Source organism: Marinilabiliales bacterium, assembly GCA_007695015.1.
Lineage (GTDB): Bacteria > Bacteroidota > Bacteroidia > Bacteroidales > PUMT01 > PXAP01.
The window spans coordinates 17,210-40,792 of record REEN01000065.1; the positions used below are offsets into that span (position 1 = coordinate 17,210).

21 protein-coding genes and 1 pseudogene are annotated in these 23,583 nt (G+C 51.0%); 13 read left to right on the forward strand and 9 right to left on the reverse strand.

The features are described from left to right. Positions 1-38 precede the first annotated feature (38 nt). The gene (locus tag EA408_09380; GenBank protein TVR71207.1) at positions 39-1,988 is read left to right on the forward strand and encodes a hypothetical protein; all 1,950 of its coding nucleotides are present in this window, start codon (positions 39-41) and stop codon (positions 1,986-1,988) included. Here the strand turns inward: EA408_09380 and EA408_09385 are convergent. From EA408_09385 to feoB, 3 genes are read right to left on the reverse strand one after another with little or no spacing between them, the layout of a single operon-like run. Further along, positions 1,955-2,440: a DUF456 domain-containing protein gene (locus EA408_09385; protein TVR71208.1), complete on the reverse strand. Its 486-nt coding sequence runs from the start codon at positions 2,438-2,440 to the stop codon at positions 1,955-1,957. The genes EA408_09380 and EA408_09385 overlap by 34 nt on opposite strands. 48 nt (positions 2,441-2,488) lie before the next feature. Further along, positions 2,489-2,776, reverse strand: coding sequence for a hypothetical protein (locus EA408_09390; GenBank protein ID TVR71209.1), 288 nt, complete (start codon positions 2,774-2,776; stop codon positions 2,489-2,491). 8 nt (positions 2,777-2,784) lie between these two features. Continuing rightward, positions 2,785-5,283, reverse strand: coding sequence for a ferrous iron transport protein B (gene feoB, locus EA408_09395; protein TVR71210.1), 2,499 nt, complete (start codon positions 5,281-5,283; stop codon positions 2,785-2,787). A gap of 267 nt (positions 5,284-5,550) precedes the next feature. Between feoB and EA408_09400 the strand changes: the two genes are divergently transcribed. Next, positions 5,551-6,279: a hypothetical protein gene (locus EA408_09400; protein ID TVR71211.1), complete on the forward strand. Its 729-nt coding sequence runs from the start codon at positions 5,551-5,553 to the stop codon at positions 6,277-6,279. Positions 6,280-6,322: 43 nt separating this feature from the next. Continuing rightward, complete coding sequence (locus EA408_09405; protein TVR71285.1) at positions 6,323-7,105, forward strand: ADP-ribosylglycohydrolase family protein; 783 nt, start codon at positions 6,323-6,325, stop codon at positions 7,103-7,105. A gap of 29 nt (positions 7,106-7,134) precedes the next feature. On the opposite strand, the gene EA408_09410 is transcribed toward EA408_09405, so the two are convergent. Continuing rightward, positions 7,135-7,509, reverse strand: coding sequence for a DUF3276 family protein (locus tag EA408_09410; protein TVR71212.1), 375 nt, complete (start codon positions 7,507-7,509; stop codon positions 7,135-7,137). Positions 7,510-7,726: 217 nt separating this feature from the next. On the opposite strand from EA408_09410, the gene nusB reads away from it, so the two are divergent. From nusB to EA408_09440, 6 genes and pseudogenes are all read left to right on the forward strand, one after another. Then, positions 7,727-8,677, forward strand: coding sequence for a transcription antitermination factor NusB (gene nusB / locus EA408_09415; GenBank protein ID TVR71213.1), 951 nt, complete (start codon positions 7,727-7,729; stop codon positions 8,675-8,677). Positions 8,678-8,703: 26 nt separating this feature from the next. Further along, the gene (locus EA408_09420; GenBank protein TVR71214.1) at positions 8,704-9,156 is read left to right on the forward strand and encodes a DUF1573 domain-containing protein; all 453 of its coding nucleotides are present in this window, start codon (positions 8,704-8,706) and stop codon (positions 9,154-9,156) included. Positions 9,157-9,243: 87 nt separating this feature from the next. Beyond that, the gene (yajC, locus tag EA408_09425; GenBank protein TVR71215.1) at positions 9,244-9,567 is read left to right on the forward strand and encodes a preprotein translocase subunit YajC; all 324 of its coding nucleotides are present in this window, start codon (positions 9,244-9,246) and stop codon (positions 9,565-9,567) included. Positions 9,568-9,666: 99 nt separating this feature from the next. Beyond that, complete coding sequence (locus tag EA408_09430) at positions 9,667-10,686, forward strand: hypothetical protein (GenBank protein TVR71216.1); 1,020 nt, start codon at positions 9,667-9,669, stop codon at positions 10,684-10,686. 6 nt (positions 10,687-10,692) lie between these two features. Beyond that, positions 10,693-11,292, forward strand: coding sequence for a dephospho-CoA kinase (locus tag EA408_09435; GenBank protein ID TVR71217.1), 600 nt, complete (start codon positions 10,693-10,695; stop codon positions 11,290-11,292). Between the two features lie 25 nt (positions 11,293-11,317). Further along, positions 11,318-11,680 (forward strand): annotated as a pseudogene (locus EA408_09440) (hypothetical protein). 181 nt (positions 11,681-11,861) lie between these two features. Here EA408_09440 and EA408_09445 read toward each other — a convergent pair. After that, complete coding sequence (locus EA408_09445) at positions 11,862-12,047, reverse strand: hypothetical protein (protein ID TVR71218.1); 186 nt, start codon at positions 12,045-12,047, stop codon at positions 11,862-11,864. Positions 12,048-12,438: 391 nt separating this feature from the next. On the opposite strand from EA408_09445, the gene EA408_09450 reads away from it, so the two are divergent. Continuing rightward, the gene (locus EA408_09450; GenBank protein TVR71219.1) at positions 12,439-15,654 is read left to right on the forward strand and encodes a TonB-dependent receptor; all 3,216 of its coding nucleotides are present in this window, start codon (positions 12,439-12,441) and stop codon (positions 15,652-15,654) included. 37 nt (positions 15,655-15,691) lie between these two features. Then, on the forward strand, positions 15,692-17,503 hold the full coding sequence (locus EA408_09455) for a RagB/SusD family nutrient uptake outer membrane protein (protein TVR71220.1): 1,812 nt from the start codon (positions 15,692-15,694) through the stop codon (positions 17,501-17,503). A 200-nt stretch (positions 17,504-17,703) separates the two neighbouring features. Here EA408_09455 and EA408_09460 read toward each other — a convergent pair whose 3' ends face one another. Continuing rightward, complete coding sequence (locus EA408_09460; protein TVR71221.1) at positions 17,704-18,087, reverse strand: hypothetical protein; 384 nt, start codon at positions 18,085-18,087, stop codon at positions 17,704-17,706. A gap of 339 nt (positions 18,088-18,426) precedes the next feature. Between EA408_09460 and EA408_09465 the strand changes: the two genes are divergently transcribed. Then, the gene (locus tag EA408_09465) at positions 18,427-19,278 is read left to right on the forward strand and encodes a hypothetical protein (GenBank protein ID TVR71222.1); all 852 of its coding nucleotides are present in this window, start codon (positions 18,427-18,429) and stop codon (positions 19,276-19,278) included. A 3-nt stretch (positions 19,279-19,281) separates the two neighbouring features. On the opposite strand, the gene EA408_09470 is transcribed toward EA408_09465, so the two are convergent. Next, positions 19,282-21,165: a hypothetical protein gene (locus EA408_09470; protein TVR71223.1), complete on the reverse strand. Its 1,884-nt coding sequence runs from the start codon at positions 21,163-21,165 to the stop codon at positions 19,282-19,284. 96 nt (positions 21,166-21,261) lie between these two features. Between EA408_09470 and EA408_09475 the strand changes: the two genes are divergently transcribed. Further along, positions 21,262-21,981, forward strand: coding sequence for a phosphoadenylyl-sulfate reductase (locus EA408_09475; GenBank protein TVR71224.1), 720 nt, complete (start codon positions 21,262-21,264; stop codon positions 21,979-21,981). 7 nt (positions 21,982-21,988) lie between these two features. Here the strand turns inward: EA408_09475 and mnmA are convergent, their stop codons facing one another. Together mnmA and EA408_09485 are read right to left on the reverse strand one after the other, a co-directional pair. Continuing rightward, a complete protein-coding gene (gene mnmA / locus EA408_09480) occupies positions 21,989-23,374 on the reverse strand; it encodes a tRNA 2-thiouridine(34) synthase MnmA (protein ID TVR71225.1) in 1,386 nt (461 codons plus the stop codon). A 53-nt stretch (positions 23,375-23,427) separates the two neighbouring features. Next, entirely contained in the window at positions 23,428-23,562 is a 135-nt protein-coding gene (locus EA408_09485) for a 30S ribosomal protein THX (protein ID TVR71226.1), read from the reverse strand. Positions 23,563-23,583 lie beyond the last annotated feature (21 nt).

Below are 23,583 nucleotides of genomic sequence, written 5' to 3' on the forward strand. Positions count from 1 at the left end.
ACTCCGGCGCCGCTTTATTAATTCAAAATTCCTGAAGTATGCCCTTCCTGCGATCCGTTGTTTCGTTTTTTGTGGTACTCATCACTTCAATGGCCTATGCCGGTGCTGCCCCGCCGGTATTCTCCGGCAAGCCTGCATCGAAAACCGGATTTGATGCCGTTCATCATGAACGGACTGTTTTCCAGGTACAGGAGGTGCCCGGCGCCAGGCAGGCGGTCGCCCGTTCTCTTACAGTGCTGGTCAACGATAATGCCCGTTTGCCACTGGCAGATCTTGAAAAGGGAAGCTTTGCAGTCCTTACCGTGGGGCAGGCAGAGTTTTTTGCAACCAGGCTCAACGACTACCTTGCCATGGAGGTTGTAAACATTGACCCTCTTTGTATCAGATCATATGATGAGGCGTTCGTGAGGTTGTCGCGGCATGACCGCATTATTGCGGGTATCACTGCTGCCGCCCTGCCTGCAAATCCTGATAACCGCATCCTGTCAGGCCGCCTGACGGAATTCCTTGCTGAGAAAGAAGCCACCGTGGTCTTTTTCGGTCCCCTGCTGTTCCTGGGTCAGTGGGGCGGTATTGACGGTGTGCCCGGACTTCTGTGGGCCGGCAATGACACACCGCTTGCACAGGACCTTTCCGCACAGGCTCTCTTCGGGGCCATAGCCACCGGAGGCAACCTGCCGGAGGCTGCAGGGAGTATTTTTGAACAGGGACATGGAATTGCCACACCGGGAGGGTGGAGGCTGGCATTTTCCGTACCCGGCGAGGCCGGGATTGACGGAAGAATGTTGCAGCACAGGGTTGATTCCATTGTGAAGAGCGGACTGGAGATGAAGGCATTCCCGGGATGCAGGGTGCTTGCTGCCGTGAACGGAAAGGTCATATTCGACAAGGCCTGGGGGCACCACACATATGACCGCAGGGTGGCCGTGCACCGGGATGACCTGTATGACCTGGCTTCGGTTACCAAGATATCAGGCCCGCTGCCCCTTTACATGAAGCTTGTTGACGAAGGACGTCTTGACCTGGACATGCCCCTCAGCCACTACTGGGATGACTGGGAGAACAGGTTGTTCAGAAGGTCGAACAAGGAGGATATCCTGCTGCGCGATCTCCTCACACACCAGTCGGGTATCGTCCCCTATATCAACTACTGGGAGCGGACCGTCAGAAGGGGGCATTACATCAGGCGGTGGTACAGGTTGGAACCGGCAGGGCGTCACAACACGGAAATAGGCACTCATCTGTACCTGAGGGATGATTTCCGCGACCGGGTGTACCGTGATATCAGGAGGAGCGACCTGTTCACGCAAGGTGAATACAGGTACTCCTGTCTGCCTTTTATAGTATCGCCCGAAGTATTGTCAAGAGTTGACGGAAGACCATATACCGAGGCGTTGTACGATGATTTCTTCAGGCCCCTCGGGGCGGGGACCCTCCGGTACAATCCCCGCCGATTCTTTTCGCTCTACCGGATCGTACCTACTGAAACAGACAACAACTTCAGGAGAAAGGTGGTCCACGGTTATGTTCATGATGAGGCTGCAGCCGTGCTGGGAGGGGTAAGCGGCAATGCCGGACTTTTTTCATCGGCTGTCGATCTTGCCAAGTTACTGCAGATGTATCTCAACGGGGGTGAGTATGGGGGCAGGAGATACCTTTCGGAGGAAGTGATCGCTGAATTTACCCGGGTTCAGTTCCCTGAGAACGACAACCGCAGGGGGATCGGCTTTGACAAACCTGTGCCCGACAATGCTGACCGTTCCCCCGAAAGGGCATACCCCTGCAGGGGCGCTTCGCCGTCCAGCTTTGGGCACAGCGGCTTCACCGGCACTTTTGTCTGGATGGACCCGGAGCATGACCTGCTCTATATTTTTCTGTCAAACAGGGTTCATCCCACAAGGGACAATAACCTTATCAGCATTATGAATATAAGGACCGAAATACTCCAGGTGTTCTATGACGCGCTGAATACGGCTCTTACAAAGTAAACCGTGAGGGTGCCCGAAACGGCAAGCTTAAGTCCCACTCCCAGCAGGAACCCTGCAAAAGAGCCAAGTCCCGCGACCACCGCCCTGCGCCCTCCAGCGCCCCTGATCAGCTCCCCTGCAATTGCCCCTGCAAGCGGCCCCAGCAGCAGTCCTGCCGGCGGGAAGAAAAATATCCCGGCAAAGATGCCTATTCCCGCCCCCCACATGCCGTACCTGGAGCCTCCGAACTTTTTGGTGGCCCATACGGGAACTGCCAGATCAACCAGGGTAACCAATACGGCAATAATTCCTGTAATGATGAGGAAGTTTACTGTAAACTCTGCATATTTTGTAAAGCTTACGAGGAGAAGTGCCAGGAAGCTAAGCGGGGGACCCGGGATGACGGGAAGCAGGCAGCCCGCAATTCCTGCAAGCAATAGCAGGACCGAGACAGATAGCAGAATTACATCCATTGGGTAAAAATAGGAATTTTTAGCTGACCGGACTGCCGGGGTTCCGAATTACTTTTTACTGAAGGCACACCCGGAACATGATGCACAGTAGCCGGCGGTGAACTTCCCCGTTTTACCGGAGAGGGTTCCCGGTCCGGCAGTGAAACTTCCCTTTCCTGCTGCGGGGCCTCTTTTATTGCCGGATATTACATCAGTGCCGGCGGTGAACTTTCCTGTGCCGCCACTGATAGCTCCCATGCCGCCCTTAAGCCTGTCAGGCAGGAAAGTCAGTGCCGTGTGGTATATGGTATATGTAACCGCGTAAATAATTGCTGAATATGACAGTATGTCCTGCATAGTTTTTTTCAGATAATCAGGCTAACAAAATTGTAGACCAGGAACGACATTATCCAGGCGAGCCCGGTTGTGTATAGAACCATGAAAGCCGCCCACTTCCAGTGCCCCGATTCGTTCTTTATAGCTGCAATAACAGCAACACACGGGAAATACAGAAGTATGAACACCAGGAATGAAAGGGCCGATGCGGTGGTGAAAACCCTGGTGCCGTCGGGATATCTTTGCTGCTTCAGTTTGTCTCCAAGGCTTTCAGACGGGATACCGACTTCGCTTTCAGCATGGTACAGCACCCCCATTGTGCTTACCACGATCTCTTTTGCTGCAAGTCCCGATACAAGGGCTACCCCCATTTTCCAGTCAAATCCGAGTGGTGCCAGGACAGGCTCGATAAACCTGCCAATTCTTTCTATATATGAGCTCTGTTCAGTACTGAAACCCTGGGAGGCATCCGTTGCCGCGTCTGCCGGCATGCCTGCGGCACCTGATCCTGGGGTAGCTGATGCCGGGGTTATCAATTCTGCGGCTTTGTCAGTATCATAGTGAGCGAGTGCCGTGTTCTGGTCATTTACTGCGGCAGTTCGCGATCCTGTGGGGAAATAGCCCAGGGCCCATATGATGATTGATGCAACCAGTATTATACCCCCCATCTTTTTCAGGTAGAGTGATCCCTTGTGCCACATATGGCGCAGAGTTGTTTTGAGTGTGGGTATCCTGTAAGGAGGCAGTTCCATTACAAAAGGAACATCATCGGAGCGGAACAGCAGCCTTTTGAAAATCAGGGCAACCATCACCGCCATTACAATCCCGAACCCGTAAAGTCCGAACAGCACAATCCCCGGATATTTGGGAAAAAAGGCCCCGATGATCAGCACATAAACGGGCAGCCTGGCGCTGCACGACATGAACGGGTTTATGAGCATCGTCAGCAACCGGTTGTTCCTGTTCTCTATGGTTCGTGTGGCCATAATTGCAGGTACGTTGCAGCCAAATCCCATGATCAGGGGTATGAATGACTTTCCGTGCAGTCCTATCTGGTGCATCAACCTGTCCATTATAAAGGCTGCCCTGGCCATGTACCCGGTATCTTCCATAAGTGAAATGAAAAAAAACAGGATAAGGATATTCGGCAGGAACACGATCACTCCCCCGACCCCGCCTATCATCCCGTTGATAAGCAGATCTTTGAAGCTTCCTTCTGCCATTCGGCTGTCAATAAACTCACCGGTGACCTCAACCAGGCCCTCTATCCATTCCATCGGATATTCCCCAAGCCTGAAGGTTGCCATGAACATAACGAATATAAAGAGGAGAAACAGAGGGAAACCAAGAACCTGGTTGGTAAGGATGGCGTCTATGGCCTCCGACCGTTTACGGCGTGTCACAGGCGACCGTTTCATGGTCTCCCGCAGGGCACCCGATACAAAACCATACTTTGCATCTGTTATCAGGGTTTCGCTGTCCTCGCCAATGGCAGCTTCCAGGCGTTTTACCTCCCTGCCTGCAACGTTGGCAATTTCAGCCGCGTTTTCAAGCACTGATATCCGTTTTCCGGCATCGCTGTCTTTCTCAAGCAGCTTCAGAGCAAGAAACCGTGAAGATATCTTGTCGGTAAGATGGAGGTTTACCTTGATCCTTTCCTGTATGCGCCCTATCGATAGCTCTATTTCGGGGCCGTAGTTGATGTGAACATGCCTCATGTCCCTGTCCTCGTCCTCATAAACATCAATTACTTTCTGAAACAGGTCGTTAATTCCAATTCCCCTTGAGCCTATGGTGGGGCTTACCGGGATGCCGGTCATCCTGGCAAGAGATTCATAGTCCAGTTCGTCACCCGCCTCGAGCAGCTCATCATACATGTTCAAAGCCATTACCACCTTGATGTCCATGTCGATCAGCTGGGTGGTGAGGAACAGGTTCCGTTCGAGGTTTGAGGCATCAACAACGTTAATTACAACATCGGGAAGCTGCTCAATTATATGTTCCCTGACGAACAGCTCATCGGGAGACCATGCGGTAAGAGAATAGGTGCCGGGAAGGTCGACAATATTGAACCTGTATCCCCTGAGGGAAAACTTTCCATACTTGGCATCAATTGTCACACCCCCGTAGTTGCCCACTCTCTCCTTTGAGCGTGTCGCAGAATTGAAGAGTGTGGTCTTCCCTGAGTTGGGATTGCCCACCATGGCAACATTGATGACTTTCCCCTTTACATCAGCCTTGTTTTTCAGCCATTTTTCAGTTACGATCCCGTTGTATTTTTCCTTAACCTTTTCGGGAGCCTCATCAGGGGTGATCACTTCGATAAGGGCTGCTTCACTTTTGCGAAGCGAGATCTCGTAACCCATTATGCTGTATTCGACGGGATCTTTAAGAGGGGCATTTTTGATTACCTTCACAGTTTTTCCCCTGATGAATCCCATCTCGGTTATCCTTTTGCGGAAAGCGCCCCGCCCCTTAACCTTGGTAATGATCCCGCTCTGGTCGGTATGAAGCTCTGCAAGGGTCATATTCTGTATTTAGATCGGCAATGGTCCTTTTCAGGCCCCATCAGTATTTGCGAAATGCAAAAATAGGCGATATTTTGCTTTGTACATATACCTATATATGGGTATTTTTGCCAGTTTCCTGGCGGTGTTACCCCCTCTTAGCATTGTAAAATAAACTGGTCTCAGGGTGGGGTATCAGGGTCGTTGTAAAGATTATTTAAAAAAAATTATACCTGTCCATAATCTTTCAGGAACAGGTCCGTTTATGTTGATATCCTTGTCACCATTATGGAAGACGAAAACATATATGAGAAGATAGAGGATGCTCTTGGCCACTCCCCTGGAAATATAAGTATTCTTGAAGAACAGATCGACATAGACCTGCAGGTGGAATACTTTGAATTCGCAAGGGAACTGAAAAAGAACCCTGTCAATGCTGATATACCTGAACTCTCAAAGAAACTTTTCGATTGCGGGTTTCCGGCAGAAGAGAAAAAGAGACTCCTGGCCCGGCTTGCCGCTTCGGAGGAGGTGGCTGCCTACCGGGCCATAGAAAGGTATCTCGGGAACCCTGATGCGGAGCTGAGGGACTGGGCCGTACTGGCATTTCAGGAGAGCAGGATGGTGATCCAGAGCCGGCTGCTGGATGAGGATCAGGTATTCATATCAACCGGACTTGGCGGGAAGGGATCCGGGCTACGTTATTTTGTGGTCCTTATAAGCAGTTCCGGGAAACAATTCAGTGGATTCCAGCGTAAGCTTGTGAGAACTGAGTTTGACTATCATCTGAAGAATTGTGGAGCCGAAGCAGAGGAGATATGCTTTATGGATAATTTTTGTTCGTTACTTGCTGTTCTTCCTGTCAGGGCGCCCGTACGCGATGTTTTCAGGGAGGCTGTTGCCGAATGCAACCAATATGGTGGGTTCCTCAGTGAGAAGTTCATCGTTACGAACGTGAAGAAGCTTTCATACGAAGAGATAAAAGAGTTTATTTCAGAAAAGGATAAAGAAGAATAATCTGCTCAAAAACAGCAATAAATTATTTATGGTTGAGAAACTGATTATCGGTGCAATTGCGGGAGACATCCTGGGAACTGAGTATTCTGAATCGGGCAGGATGCCGGAAAAGCCCGACCCGGATTCAATTAAGGCGGGTTTTACAAGTAACAGCGTGCTGACTGTGGCAGTGATGGACTCTCTGCTTAACGGAAAGGATTACATAAATAACCTGCAAAGGTACGGTAATGAATACCCGGGCAGGGGATATGGCGCTGCCTTCATGCGCTGGATCTCACAGCAGGAGCCAAAGCCATACCATAGCTGGAACAATGGTGCTGCACTCAGGGTCAGTCCGGTCGGCTATTCGGGCAGGACATTGCCCGAGGTGGTTGATGAGGCTGCCCGGTGCGCCATGGTAAGTCACAACCATCCTGACGGTATAATAGGAGCAAAGGCTGTTGCTTCTGCTGTATTCCTTGCAAAGAACGGGCGTTCAAAGGATGAGATCCGGAGCCATATTGAGGCGGAGTACAGTTATGACCTTAACCGTACCATTGAAGAGATCAGGCCCCGTTTCCGCTATGACCAGTCATGCCAGGGTTCGGTGCCTGAAGCTATCATAGCGTTTCTGGACAGCCGGAATTTCGGTGATTCTATAAGGCTTGCCATATCCCTGGGGAACAGGACTGCGACTATCACAACCATAACAGGCGCCATTGCTCAGGCTTATTATAAAGAGATACCAGTTAATATGGTAAAACCGGTCGTAAGCAAGCTCACGCCAGGTATGTATGAGGTTATAGAACAATTCAGCAATAACTGGCCGTTAAGCCTGTTTCACTGATATTGTCCTGCAAAAGAAGGCGGACTGAATTATGATTGTTTTTCCAGGTCGTCGAAACTGACATCTGTAAAGCTCCCGGTGAGTTCCTTGCCGGTTTCATCCTCATCACCTGCCTCTGCCGGTTCAGCCGGTTGTGCGTTGTTGATGTATGAGATGACTGAAGTAAGTCCCTCGCTGAATTTCTCAAAATCTTCCTTGTACAGGAACACCTTGTGTTTCTCAAAAAACTGCTTCCCTTCCTTATTGAACCTTTTCTTACTCTCGGTAATGGTAAGGTAGTAATCATTGTTCCTGGTAGCCTTGACATCGAAAAAATAGGTCCTCTTTCCAGCCCTTACCGTCTCCGAGTAGATTTCCTGTCTTGCGTCGTTATCTCCTCCGGTTTTTTTGTCATTCTCTTCCATCTTCCTGCTTTTTAAAAAGATTATGTTTCACGTGATTGAGAAATAATTGCATCCTGGTGGAATCAATTATTTTAACAAATAAAATAATTTTGGCGGCGAAACACAAATTTGTCACTTAAAATATTGGTCGAAATATTTCCAAAAAACAGGTTGTTTGGGCAAAAAACATTTACTTTGCACCTCCCTGAACATGTTGCACGGGCTCTTTTAAATAAAAATGATCAGCAGGAGATTATTAAGGATCAAGGTCTTGCAGGCCGCTTATGCTTATTTCAAAGCAGGGGTTGACACCCCTGCCAAAAGTGAAAAGGAGCTGTTTTTCAGTATAGGCAAAACATGGGAACTGTATCTCTCTGTTTACCAGCTTTTGATTGACCTTGCCAGATATGCCAGAAAAAGGATTGACCTTGCCCGGTCAAAACTCTCACCTGCATGGGAGGACCTTAATCCAAACACCCGGTTTGCCGAAAACTCGCTTATCCTTCATCTGGAGGAGCACGGTGAGTTGGGCACCCTGTTACGTAATCATAAGATTTCATGGGCCGGCCACCCCGAACTGATCAGGGGGCTTTTCAATACACTGGCCAGCTCAGAATTATACAGGGAGTACATGGGTGAGTCTGAAGCAACATGGCAGTCCGATAAAAAATTTGTACTGACAGTGCTCAATGATCTTATACTCCTCTCCCCGCAGCTTGACCAGGTGCTCGAGGAAAGAAGCATCTACTGGAATGATGACCTTGAATTTACAGTGCGAATGGTAGAAAAGAGCATCAGGAAATTTTCGGGCGATCACAATACTCCGGTGCCGGTATATCAGCTATTCAAAGATGAAGATGACCGCGAGTTCGTAAGACGGCTTTTCATGAACCTGATCATTAACCATAAGGATTATGAAAAGCTGATAGAACGGCATACCCGGAACTGGGACGTCGAGAGGATAGCATTTATGGATATCCTGATCATGGAGCAGGCAATAGCAGAGATCCTGGCCAATGAATCGATCCCGACCAAGGTATCCTTCAACGAGTATATAGAAATTGCAAAGTATTACAGTACTGACAAAAGCAGTAATTTCATTAACGGGATACTTGACAAGATCATCGGGCAGCTCAAAGAGGAAAACAGGATCGTTAAGAAGGGACGGGGTCTTATAGGTGAGTCCTGAAAGACTTTTGCTGTTATTGTAATTTTATGCTTATTTTGCAGTTTAATAACACTCTTTTTATGAACCATATAGTAAAGGTGGCGTTTTGTATGGTGCTGATCATGCTGACCTCCTGTGGTCCAGGGCCGGTTCGTGACCAGGGTTTTGCAGAGATGTCAGTTCATGAGGGAGGGCCCTATATTGAGTTTCGAAATATCAGGCACGACTTTGGCACTGTCAGGCATGGCGAAAAACTGGTCCATACCTTCAGGTACAGGAACACGGGTGATGCGCCTCTGATAATTCATTCATCCAGTGCCGACTGTGGCTGCACTGTCCCTGAATTTGACGGCCGGCCAATTGGCCCGGGCGAGGAGGGAGGCCTTCGCGTGGTATTTGACACCAGGGGATTCAGGGGAAGGCAGGTAAAGACCATCAATCTTTTTACAAATGCCGATAATGCTATGGTAACGCTTGCATTGCGTGTTATGATTGAATAGGCATTTGATGAAACAGGACGACTGCCTGATAAGCTTTTCCTGAAAAAAATATTGCATTTAATTGATTACTAACTATAATTTTACAGTATGACACACCAGGTTATTACATTTATTACGGCAACGGCACAGCCGGGCCAGAATCCATTGATCTCATTTTTACCGCTTCTGCTTATCATTTTTGTATTCTATTTTTTCATGATAAGGCCACAGATGAGAAAGCAGAAAGAACTGAGAACCTTCAGGGAAGCTCTGAAGAAGGGTGACAAGGTTGTCACCACGGGAGGTATATACGGGAAAATAAACGATATCTCCGGCCAGGTGGTTACCATGGACGTTGGTAACAATATTCATATCAAGGTCGACAAGAACGCAGTCCTTAAGGATCCTACCGATCTGGCAGGACAGAAGTAGTCAGGCCCCTGCCGCCGAAAGCAGTAAGTCCGGTTCCATCAGGGGCAGGCTGAGCTTCACCCGGGATCAGTAAGATTTGACACTCAACCGGTATTATAATTGGTTAAGGTTAAAGACATAATCAGCAGGGTACATGAAAGGCTGTCCAGGTTCAGGCCGGATCGCAGGGTACTGGTTTTTCTTTTTTTTGTTGCATTGTCCGCCATTTTCTGGTTTCTCAATGCACTTGGCAAAGAATATACTGTTCCCGTAGGGTACCCGGTGCGCTATACGAATTTCCCTCCGAATATGGTCATGGTGGGAGAACTGCCTTCCAGCCTGGAGCTGACTGTAAATGCACACGGCTATACTCTTCTCAGGTATTATATAAGCCGCAGGCTTCTTCCCATAGTTTTTGACGTTAATTCTTTTTCGCTAAACAGGCTGCCCGACACCGGGACCCGTAACTTCTACATCCTTTCATCAGTTGCTGCAAACAGGATTGCCGGGCAACTGGGTGCCGGGATAGAGATACTTGAAATAAGGCCCGACACTCTTTTTTTCAACTTTACCGATAAAGTGAGCAGGAAGTTGCCTGTTGAGCCTGTAGTTGAACTGGAATTCAGGCCGCAGTTCATGGTCAAGGGGAATATCAGGACAGAACCGGATTCTGTAATCGTGTCGGGTCCTGCCACAGTAGTCGATACAATGAGTTCGGTAAGGACCCTCCCCGTGATTGCCAGGGGAGTAAGTGACGCACTACGGAGAAGGGCGGCCATACATGAGGCGGATATGCTTGAATATTCCGAACCGGCTGTATGGGTCAATATACCTGTTGAGCAATTCACGGAGGCAGGGCTGAGAATTCCCGTTGAAGTGATCAATCTTCCCGATACATTGCTGATAATAACCTTCCCTTCTGAGGTGTCAGTCTCTTTCCTCGTCGCCCTGACCGATTATGATAAGGTGAGCCGTCAGCAGTTCAGGGCAGAGACCGATTACCGCACACGGGTTCCCGGCACCGGACGTTTGCCTGTCCGACTGGTCAAACAACCCGATTTTATCAGGTCGGTAAGGTATTATCCGCAATCGGTCGATTTTATTATAGAAACAGATCCGGCAGAAAGGAGGGGTAATTGACTGGTCATGCTTAAAATTGGAGTTACAGGAGGAATTGGTTCGGGCAAATCAACAGTCTGCCGGGTGTTCGAAATACTGGGTGTACCCGTATACAATGCCGATGACAGGGCAAGGAATATTTTATCCTGTGATGAAGAGGTGAGGCGCAGCCTGCTGGAGGCATTCGGCGAAAATTTCTTCACCGGCGGTAAACCGGACAGGGGAAAGCTGGCATCGCTCGTATTTGAGAACAGCGGGGCGCTGGATACCCTTAACAGCATTGTCCATCCGGCAGTGCACAATGACTTCACAGCCTGGCTGGAGGATCATTATGGTGGGCCATACATAATAAAGGAGGCTGCCATACTGTTCGAGACGGGCACATGGAGAGAACTGGACTGGATCATCCTGGTTGCTGCACCTGAGCAGATGAGAATGGAGAGGATATTGAAACGTGGCGGTATTACCCGCGATGAGGTTGAGAAACGGATGGAGAATCAGTGGCCCGATGAGAAAAAGATACCTCTTGCAGGAACAGTGATCAGGAATGATGAAAGCGAGCCGGTACTCCCTGTACTGCTAAGTCTGCATGACATGCTCAGCCGCGGGATATTGCCGGCTGAATAATATAATCATTAACTCAAATATGGATATGGAACTAAAGGATCTAATGGCAATTTCGGGATATCCCGGACTTTACCGGTTTGTTTCCCAGGGGAGAAATGCAATAATTGTTGAATCGCTTGATGACAAAAAGCGTATGAGCGCTTATTCAACACAGCGGATAAGCACACTTGAAGAGATATCTGTTTATACCGGTTCAGGCGAACTACCCCTTGCCGATGTTTTCAGAAAGATACACAACCATAATGAGGGACGGGAAGCCCCGGATCCAAAATCCCCGCCGGCCGGGCTGAAGGAGTTTTTCGGTGTGGTACTGCCCGAATATGACAGGGAGAGAGTGTATGTTTCTGACATAAAGAAGATCCTCAGCTGGTACAATATTTTGCTCAGGCATGACCTTCCCGGGCTGCTTGCCAGGGCCGAAGAAAACAAAGATAAACCGCAGGGCAGCGATGAAAGTGAGGGGGAGGCAGAAACCGGGGCAGAAGCAAAAAGCAAAGCTGAAAACAAAGCTGAAAGCAAAACCGGAGCCAAACCGCAAGCCAAAGCCAAAACCAAGGCCAAACCGCAAGTCAAAGCCGGAGCCAAGCCGCCAGCCAGAGCCAAAACCGTAGCCAAACCGCAAGCCAAAGGCAAAGGCGATGGAAACAGATAATCCGGAGGTTAAAACCGGTTTTTTCAATAAGCCGGTTTCCGGATTTCGCCCTGCGGAAAAAGGTTTTCAGGAGATTAATTGCGGGCAAGGGAAAAAAAAGCAAATTCTTGCAACCTGAGGCCTCCTTATTGCATCTTTATATAAACATTTTTTAACAACCGGGTCATTCGGCTATCCATTCCACCCGGAACATGCCTGAATTTTTACCCGCCGGATGCGACCGGGAAGGTAATTGTTTGTTGTTAATCATTTAAATATCACCTGTTTTGAATTTATCAATGAGAGTGCTTCTGAATGCAGGTTCAATTTTAAATTATTTAACATTTTATTTTGTTTTTCTTAATTTGTGCCTATATTTGGGCAGAATAGTATTTTAAAATAAATTTAAAAAGCCTTTATGGATAGAATCTGAAAATTTCTTTTTTTATCAAGTCTGACACGATACGGTTTCGTTTTGTGTCTATTGTTATTTAACCTTAAAACCTTACACATTTATGAAAAAACTACCTAAAACCGGAAATTTGTTCTCTCCAACGGAACATTTCCGAAAAAGCTCTTTGATGACCAAGATCACAAGTGCTTTCCTGGTACTGTTCCTGTGTGCTTTTCAGCTAAGCGCCCAGGAGCACAGGGTCAGCGGTACTGTTACCGACCCTGAGGGAGTATCCCTGCCGGGAGTGAACGTGATTGTTGAAGGAACAACAATTGGTGCAGTTACCGATGTTGACGGCCAGTTCTCGTTCACAGCGCCGGCCCCCACATCAATACTAGTTATATCATATGTGGGATATGCCAGGCAGCGTGTTGCGATTGAGGGCCGCGATGTTGTTGATGTGGTTCTGCAGCCTGAGCTAAGAGCCATCGACGAGATCGTTGTCGTTGGTTACGGTACCCGTATGAGGGAGGAGCTGACAGGTTCGGTCTCGACCCTGTCGGGCGACCGGATGGAGATCTCGACAGCTCCAAGTACCATGGGCCGTATCCAGGGCCAGGTGTCAGGTGTTACCGTGACTACTGCCAATACTCCGGGCGGCGACGCTACAGTGCGTGTGCGCGGACTGGGTACGATCAACGATGCCAATCCGCTTTACATCATTGACGGTGTACCTGCAGGACCAGGCAACAATCTTAATCCCAATGATATCGAGTCGATATCCATCCTGAAGGACGCCTCATCGGCGGCCATTTACGGAACCAGGGGCGCTAACGGTGTTATCATTATCACCACCAAGAGGGGGCGCGAGGGACAGAGGCCGCAAGTCAACTTTAACGTGCGCACCGGTATTACCCAGGCAGTTAACCAGTATGACCTGCTCAACACGGCAGAGTACGGTGAGATGCTCTGGCTTGAGGCCCGCAACAGGGGACTGACCCCGGGTGTTAACTACTCGCATCCGCAATACGGCGACGGTGCAGAGCCCAGGATACCCAACTATATCCTGCCTGCCGGTGCCATGAGCGTTGACCACGGGCTTTACAGGTACCCGGATTTCCCGATATTTGAGGCGAGCGTGCCTGGCACCAACTGGTATGACGAGATCTACCGGAACGGCTTTATACAGGAGTACGACATGTCGGTCACGGGCGGCGGCGAGAATGTTACTTATTCCTTTTCGGGAAGTTACCTGAATGAGGAAGGTATGCTTATTCATACAGGCTTTGAGAGGTTCACCTTCCGTAACACAGCCGATGCCAGGTTCAACAACTGGCTGAAGGCCGGACAATCGGTTCAGGTTATCAACACCAGCAACTACGGTAACCTGGGCGATAACTCGGAAGGCATCCCGATTTCACAGGCGTACCGTTCGCAGCCAATCATTCCCGTGTATGACATAGAAGGAAACTTTGCGGGTTCCAGGGCTCCCGGAATGGGTAACTCGGGCAACCCGGTAGCGATGCTGTACCGTGCCAGGAACGACGGAGGGGACTGGTTCAGGATTCTTGGTAATATATTTGCTGAGGCAGATCTTTACGAAGGGTTAAGTTTCAGGTCAACGATGGGTTACAACTACGGACAGTGGAACGGCTGGTGGGCAAACATTGCCAACTTCGAACATTCAGAGCCCAACAGGATTGATGGATTCAACAGGAGCAACAACTACTCGCTCCAGTGGAACTGGTCAAATACACTTAACTATGCTGCCAGTTTCGGCGATGACCACCGCCTTGCGGTGATACTGGGCACGGAGGCCATAGACAACAACTACAGGTGGATGAATGCTTCCAGGAGCCAGTACTTCTCGACCGATGTGAACTACATGCAGCTTTCATCGGGCGAGATAAACCAGGCCAACTCGGGTTCGGCCTCCTCATGGTCGCTCTTCTCGATCTTCGGCCGGGTTAACTATGACCTGATGGGCAGGTACCTGTTCGAGGCCACTGTCCGCCGCGACGGATCATCCCGCTTCGGAGCAGACAACCGCTATGCCAACTTCCCGGCAGCATCATTCGCATGGGCATTCTCCCAGGAGGATTTCATGGCAGGCACCAGGGGCTGGCTCGATTTCGGCAAGGTGAGACTTGGTTGGGGTGTGTCGGGTAACGACAGGATAGGTAACTACAATATCTTCTCGACCTACGGGACACATATCATGCACTCTGCATATGCCATTGACGGTTCAAACACCTCCTCGCAAATGGGCTTCCAGCCCTCGGCAGTCGGTAACCCCGGCGTGACCTGGGAAACCACTGAAACTGTCAATCTCGGGCTTGACATGACACTGTTCAACAGCACCGTCAACTTCTCAATAGACGGCTGGCAGAGGTACACCTCCGACATGCTTTACCAGTTGAGCGTTCCGCAGGTGATGGGTATAGCAACCCCCCCCTTCGTCAATATCGGCGAGATGAAGAACACCGGCTTTGATATTGAGCTGGGATACAACAACACCGCTATGGGCGGACAGTTCAGATATGCCGTAAGTGGAACGCTGTCACGTTACGTGAACGAGCTGATGCAGCTCTCGGACGATGTAGAGGAGTACCTGGTAATGGGGTGGCAGAGGCAGATGTCATATACAAGGGCCACTGTCGGAACAGCGTTCCCCGAGTTCTACGGGTACATAGTTGATGGCATCTTCCAGACACAGGCAGAGGCTGATGCACATCCGCCCTTTGGCGACTATAACGCGCCGGGCCGCTTCAAGTACAGGGATGTTAACGGTGACGGTGAAATAACTCCGGCCGACATGCAATATATCGGCAGTCCCCATCCCGATTTTACGGGAGGTCTGAACATTGACCTCGGTTATGGAAACTTTGACCTTAACATGTTCTTCTACGGAAGCTACGGCAATGATATGATCAACTACGTACGCCGCTGGATAGACTTCGGTATGTTCAACGGTGGTAAGAGCCATGATGCGCTATATAACTCGTGGGGCAGCCCATATGTTGACAATGCACAGGCCAAGCTTCCCATTCATGACCTTGCAGAAGGATCACAGCAGCCTTCAACACATTTTGTTGAGGACGGATCATTCCTGAGGATGAAGAACCTGAGGATCGGCTACAGGCTGCCGCAGGAGCTGACCAACAGGATGCAGATACAGAACGTGAGGATCTATGGCCAGGTTACCAACCTGTTCACCATAACCAATTATAGCGGACTTGATCCCGAGCTCAATACATCAGGCGGAAGCATGGGTATGGATATGGGCGCATGGCCGACACCGCGCCAGATCATGTTCGGTGTATCACTAGGTTTGTAAGAAGGCAATTATTTTAATCAATAAAAAACACAACCACATGAAAAAACTATCAATAATACTGGCCGCGGTAATGCTACTGGCCATATCATACTCATGTTCGGAGGACTTTTTCGACAAACGCCCACAGGGGGTGACCGACGAGACGGTCTTCTACAGCGCCAAGGGAATTGACGCGCTGTTGCTCGGAACATACGGAATAGTCAGCGGAGGTGCCGTATGGGAGGTTAGCTGGGGCGCCTCAATCCAGAACTGGACATACGGCTCGGCCGCTTCTGACGATGCCTACAAGGGATCGGAGTTAACCGACCAGGTTCCTGCCAATGACATTGAACGATGGGAAGTACCAACCACGAACCCCTACCCGGGTGAGAAATGGAAATGGGCCATCGGTATGGGAGTTAACCGCGCAAACGAGGTGCTCAGGATCATTAATGCCACAGAGGACATAACCGACGATTTCAGGGCGAGGAAAACAGCTGAGGCCCGTTTCCTCAGGGCTCTTTACAATTTTGAGGCATGGCTGGTGTTCAAGAATATCCCGATCATTACCGAGGAGACTGAGAACCCGTCCGAAGTTTCAAACGTTAATCCCGAAGGAGCGGTGCTGGCTCATATTATCAGCGACCTTGAATACGCATGGCAGAACCTGCCCGCTACCCAGTCCGATCCGGGACGCCCGACAAGGTATTCAGCCATGGCGCTTGCTGCCAGGGCGTACCTCCAGGTGCTGGACTATTCTTCGGCCAAGCCGCTGCTTGACAACATCATCAACAGCGGAAGGTTTGAGCTGATGCCGAACTTTTTGGACAATTACAGGATTGCCCATAACAACAACCCGGAGTCGATATTCGAGATACAGGCAAACGTGAATGACGGAGCCTGCTGCTCGGGTAACGCCGAGATGGGAATTGGGCTGAACTGGCCTCACGGAGGCGACATTGGCATGTGCTGCGGCTTTCACCAGCCTTCACAGAACCTGGTGAATGCCTTCAGGGTAGATGCCAACGGACTTCCTGTTTTTGACCAGGTTAACGTGCACCTGAAGAATGATCAGGGTGTAGCATCATCGGCAACATTCGTCCCGTTTGATGATGAGGTTGACCCGCGCCTTGACTGGACCGTGAGCCGCAGGGGCATTCCTTACAGGGACTGGGGTATCATGCGCGGAAGGGACTGGATACGCGACCAGAGCAACGGCGGCCCCTACATGCCGGTTTCGAAGCCCTTCTTCTACCAGCATGAGCGTTACAGCCTTTCCACAACAACGGGCTGGATGACCGGAAACAACGCCAACAACTACCGTTACATCCGCTACGGACACGTACTTCTGTGGAGAGCCGAGGTTGCAGCGTTTGAAAATGACCTGGAGACAGCCCGCACATATGTTAACATGATACGCGAACGTGCCGGAAACGAGGTTGTGATGGGCCGCGTGCTGATCACTGAACTTCCTCCTGAAGCACACCCGTGGGGTCCAGGTACCGATGAAGGCGACTATATGTCTGGTGGTGACGTGGACTGGGATCAGCCTGCTGCCAACTATAACATCGGCCTCTATCCTGCATTTGCAGACCAGGCTGAGGCTATGAGGGCCGTACAGTGGGAGCTGCGCCTTGAGTTTGCCACCGAAGGGCAGCGTTTCTTTGACCTGAGGCGCTGGGACGACCTGCCGGCCGGACTTAACTCTGTGCCGATGGCCAAGACCCTCAATGACTTTGCAAGGGCTGATGAGGAGATCAGGACCTTCATGAGGGGAGCCACATTCACCGACAGGGACAGGTACCAGCCCATTCCGCAGTCGCAGCTCGACCTTCAGCCTGACGTGCTGCAGCAGAATCCTGGCTACTAGGAATTTGAGATACACAGCAACAAAAAAAGCATCCTCCGGGATGCTTTTTTTATTGTATGATACAGGATGAGCCCGCCATTAGATTGCTATCTTTTCAGAATCGGGTGAACACATGCGGGCGGCCCGTATGGCATAAAGACGCAGCCATTATATCTTCACTGGTACTACAGGCAGTTTTGCTGCATGTTTACACTTATTTGTTACCAGATCTCGAATTCGCCTTTTGCCAGGAGGTTGCCTTTGCTGTCCTTCCATTCGATCTCAAAATCACCGCAGAGGTTGATGAAGAGCTGTTCCATGACAAGGGTCTGTCCGGGGTCCAGCTCATGATGGATACTCTCAATGAAAATGCGCTGTCCGTTCTGATACCCGTAGAAGTTGGCGGTTACAGCAGTATCGTTGAATCGGGGACTCAGGATCAGGTGGGCCCACACATTGGTGCCCTGGATAAATACATTGTCCTCGCCCACACAGGGGTTTTGGGGACTGATATCGGCGCAGAACCTGGCGTGTGCCAGCGGTTCATCCTTGCAACCTGTAAAGGTGGCGGCCGCAATGGCCAGCAGTAGGAATATCTTCTTCATGTTTTTGTAGTTTTTTATGTTCAGTCAGATGCAAATGTACATGAAATTATTTTTATCCAAATTACACACCGACGGATAAAAAAAATTTTATGGTAAAGCGAAGCGGTTCCGACTGTAAGTCAAAATTTTGTTTCTTTATGAATACAAAATTTTGATTTTTTACAGGAGAAATATACTCTTTAAGACGGTAATTTTTTAGTATACTTGCTTCTGTTTTCATCAATATTTCTGTTTATGGTCAACAGGGTTGGCGGACTTATCTATGTATTGTCTATACAGTTATTGTTACAGGGTTGCTCAAAGCCTGACAATGGCGGGACGATGTTACCCCCTGAACCTTTGAATTTTCAGTACGACCTTGATAACCTGGAATATCATCCGGGTTTTTCAGGGGCGGAGGCCAGGGGGGAGCTGGAAAACAGGTATATTGTTGAGGCAAGCGGACTTGCGGTGAGCCGCAGCAATCCTTCGAAAATATGGGTTCACAATGACAGCGGCGATTTTAACCGGCTGTTCGTGGTGGGCGAAAACGCCGAAGATTACGGTGAGTTCATCATAAGGGGCGCCTTTAACAGGGACTGGGAGGATATGGCTGCCGGTCCGGGTCCGCTCGACGGCATCACCTACCTTTATATCGGTGAAATCGGAGATAACCATGCGCAGTACGATATAATGTCGGTGTACAGGGTGCCTGAACCTGATATAAGCCTGCTTGATTCGGTTGCAAATGAACCGGTTGACGGGGTCGAGAGAATTGACTTCATCTATCCCGACGGCCGGGCAAGGGATGCGGAGACCCTTATGATCGATCCTGAAACCCGCGATATTTATATCGTCACCAAGAGGGATGAGAGGTCAATTGTTTATGTGGCAATTTATCCACAGGTTTCCGGGAAGGTGATAACACTCGAAAAGGTGGGTTATTTCCCTTTCAACAGGGCGCTTGCAGGCGACATATCTGCCGACGGCAGCGAGATTGCCGTTAAAACAGATGACAGGATCTATTACTGGCAGAGGAAGAGGGGAGAGCCGGTTTACGAGGCGCTTAAGCGCCAGCCTCTCCTGCTGCCATACAGGGTGGAGCCCCAGGGTGAGGCATTCGGCTGGATGCCCGACGGAAGCGGGTACTACACACTGAGTGAAAAGGTGGATGACACAATACCTGTGCTGTATTTCTACAGGCGCCTGTAATAATCAGAACCTGCTCAGTACCCCCATATGCACCCTTGACGACCGGAATGAAAACGGGTTGCCAAGCTCCCTTCCAACGGCATAGCTTATTGTGAACTGTCCTGCCCGGGTACCGACGGTAATTCCGGTCCCCAAACCGAAAGGCGTGTCGGAGGTAGTCCCGCCCGGCAGCCTTGCCCTGTAAGCCAGTCCGTCAAAAAACAGGAAGATGTTGCCTGTTGCATCAAAGAGGTAGCGGTATTCAACCCTCGGTATGAAATATTCCGTTGCCGCGATGCTTCTTTCATCAAACCCCCTTATCGTGTGAATTCCTCCCAGCAGGTACAGCTCGCCTGCATAAAAGTGGTCTGCTTCCCTGTCGTGACCGATGTTGAGCTTCCCGGCCGAGTTGCCGGAGAGCATTATGGTGCTTGCGGTGGCTACCGGTATGAACAGCCTTATCTCGCCGGCGCCTTCGGCAAACCATGCTGTGGCATCCTGGTTACCGGGTTCGGTTACTGACCTGCTGCCAGCCCCGAGGGAAGTGCGAAAACTCCAGCCCCTGCGGGGATTGACCAGGTTGTCTATTCTCCGGTACCTCCATGAAAGGCCTGTCATCCGGCTGCGCACCCCTGCCGCCGGGATACCCCCGGGCACCTGTTCCTTACCGGCAATTACCATTACCGAGGAGGTCCGGCCGAATAGGGAGACCGCTCCACCACCCGTAATTGTAAACGGGATGCCTGCTTCGCCCTCTACCCTGAGATAGGCGCTGTCCTGCCTGAACATATGGAAATTAAGGTCAGCCCCGAAAGCCCTGCCGAAAAGATAGGGCTGGCCAAGTTCAATATCGATCTGCTGCACGCCGTTGCCCGGGCTCTGCCAGTGAAGTCCAATCCGCTCCATGCGGTTGAACATGTTTGCCAGGTCCAGCCCTGCCTCTCCCGCCAGCCTGATGCCCCCGCTGCCGGAGGGCGCCAGCCCTATAATCCCGTTGAATGAACCGGACTGCCTGTGGTTCAGGTACAGGTAGAGGTCAGCCTCCTCCCTCATGAACTCAACCTCTGGCTCACGTATCTCCTCAAAGAAGCCGGTTTCCCTTATCCTCTGGCCGGCCTGCCTGAAACGCTTTTCGCTGTAGGGATCTCCCGGCACAATCCCGATGTGGCGGTAAAGATGCTTCCTCTCAACACGGGTATCCCCGTAAACATGTATGCTGTCAATGCGGTAATGCCTGTTCCTCTGAACGGTCAGCCTGCCCCGTATGGTATCATTATGGATCTCCGTTCCTTCCAGGGCAACGGATGCAAAGGGGTAACCGTTGTTTTCGTAATGGGTCAGCAGCCGGTGCTGCAGTTGCCTGAACGAGGCAATATCAACCGGCCTCCTTTCGTATCTTCGCTCCCTTATATTGAGCCTGCCAAGCACTTCACGGTCAATCCCGCCAAGGCAGACCCCGATTGTGCCGTACCGGGCTCCTGCATGGATATAGGCAGTTGCACCGCATCTGTCAAAAACAAGGCTGTCGACCGATGCCTCAAGGTGGGCCATCGAGTGGAGGGCGCTTATTATGCCTGCCAGGTGCCTTTCAATGCCCAGGGTATCGTTAAACTGCAGGTCATCCTGATCTGCTGTGATTACCCTTTCGGGGAAGGCTACGCCTTCAAGCCCTTTTATATCCAGCAGTATTTGTCCCTGCAGCGACAGGGCCGGGACCAGCAGCATGATAAGAAGAATGGGGAAAGGGTTCACCACGAAAGCTTTTACACATAACGCCGGCAAGATAAAAAAATTATCCGGACCGGCCCGGCTGCCTGCTGCCGGAACCGTATGACGGCCACCGGGGGGCGCGCCGGCAGCTACAGGACCCTTCCTCCTGGCGCGTTTGTAAGCCCTCGCGGCAACCAAAGGGTGCGCGTCCGGGATCAGGTTTGAGGTTTTTGGGTCAAAAGGGTTAAATTTGTGTCAGGCACAGACACAAATAATCTATAATTGAGCACCGATATGGATAAAGCAGAAATCAATGAACTGAACAGCATGTGCCGGGGGAAAACCGCCGAAGAGATAGTGGCAATTGCTTGCAGTCGTTTCAGCGGAAGGATCGCCCTGGCCAGCAGCCTCGGGGCAGAGGACCAGGCGCTCACCCACATGGTGTGCCGGGTTGACCCCCAGGCCAGGATATTCACCCTCGACACGGGGCGTATGTTTCCCGAGAGCTATGAGCTGCTTGAGCGTACCAACAGGCACTACGGTATTAACATCGAGGTCTTTTTCCCCGATTACCTGCAGGTGGAGAAGATGGTGGCTGAAAAAGGGATAAACCTTTTCTATGACAGCGTTGAAAACAGGAAATTATGCTGCGGCATAAGGAAGGTGGAGCCACTGAAGAGGGCTTTCGGTGGACTTGATGCATGGATATGCGGCCTCCGCCGGGAGCAGTCCGTTACCCGCTTCAATGTTGATTTTGCAGAGTGGGATGAAGGCAACAACCTGGTGAAGCTCAATCCGCTTGCCGAGTGGACGGAGAAGCAGTTGTGGGACTATATCAAGGAGCACAATATACCATACCATGCTCTGCATGACAAAGGTTTTCCGAGCATAGGCTGCCAGCCCTGCACCCGTGCGGTAAAGCCGGGAGACGATGTGAGGGCGGGAAGATGGTGGTGGGAAGAGCCTGAGAAGAAGGAGTGCGGCCTTCACAACAGGCCGCCGGACGGATCCTGACCTGTTCTCAGTCGATTATGCCGGAGCCGAGGATCTCGCCGTCACGGTACCATGCCGCAAACTGTCCGGCAGCAATACCCCTCTGCTTATTCTCAAAAACAATATAGAGACCGTCTTCCCTCATGAACAGCCGGGCATTCTGAAGAGGCTGCCTGTAACGCACCCGTACCATAAAAGCTGCTGTTTCGCCGGGCTGCATTTTAATGTCGTCACGTATCCAGTGTACATCCTCCGCCCGTATGAAGAGTCCCCGCCGGTTCAGTCCGGGATGCGAATGCCCCTCGCCAGTGTATACTATGTTCCTTTTTGTGTCGGTGGCGATCACGAACACCGGCTCTTTCCGGCCTCCCACGTTCAGGCCCTTGCGCTGCCCCACGGTAAAATACCATGCTCCGTTATGCGAACCGGTCCGGATACCGTCATCGGGCAGGTAGGCAACCGGGCGGCAGATACTCTCAAGGGTTTCGGCATTAACGGTGCTGCTGTCTTCTTCGGCCCGGGATACTCTTTCTGCCGGTTCTGCGCCGCTGTCTTCTTCAGGCCGGAATGGTTTGCCGGACGATTTCGTGCCGCTGCGGGTCGATTCCGTGCCGCTGCGGGTCGATTCCGTGCCGCTGCCGGTCGATTTCGCGCCGCTGCCTGGCGACTCCGTACCGCTGCCTGGCGATTTCGTGTCGCTGCCGGGTTGTTCCAGGTGCCTGTAAAACCCCCGGGGTATCTCAATTATCTCACCCTTTTGGGACTGCAGTTTCTGCTGCAGGAACAGCGGCAGGTCCACCTTGCCCACGAAGCAGATGCCCTGGGAATCCTTTTTACCGGCAGTCGGCAGGTTAAGCTTTGCGGCCGTCTTGCGCACCTCTTCCTTGCTGATGCCGCCCAGGGGGAAGAGGGCCCGTTCGAGCTGTTTCTGGCTGAGCTGGCAGAGAAAGTAGCTCTGGTCCTTGTTCTGATCGGCGCCTGCAAGCAACCTGTATACAGTCCTGCCCCCCGAGGTTATCTGTTCCTTGCTGCAGTAGTGGCCCGTGGCAACCTTGTCGGCGCCAAGCTTCAGCGCCTCCTCGATGAACAGGTCGAACTTGATCTCACGGTTGCACAGCACATCGGGATTTGGGGTACGTCCCTTCTCGTACTCGCTGAACATGTAATTCACCACCCTTTCGCGGTAGGGTTTGCTGAGGTCGGTTTTGTGGAACGGAATGCCCAGCTTTTCGGCTACCAGCGATGCGAAGATAAGGTCGTCATGCCAGGGGCAGTCGCCCGAAAGGGTACCCTCCGTATCATGCCAGTTGATCATGAAGAGGGCGCTGACATCATAACCCTGCTCTTTGAGCAGGTATGCCGCCACGCTGGAGTCCACCCCCCCCGATAACCCTACGACTACTTTTTCCGGCATGATCCTTTATATTTTAAGATATGGGAGCCGCAGATACGGCCCCGTTCCTCTTTTCAGGCTTTGGCGCCGGATGCCTTTTTCCTGCCGGTACCCGTGGTTACAGGCCCGGTTTTTTTGCGGGGCCTTCTGACGCCGTAACTTCCTTTGATAATCTTGCCCCTGCGGGTCTTTTTGTCTCCTTTTCCCATATTTTTCAGTAATTAGATATT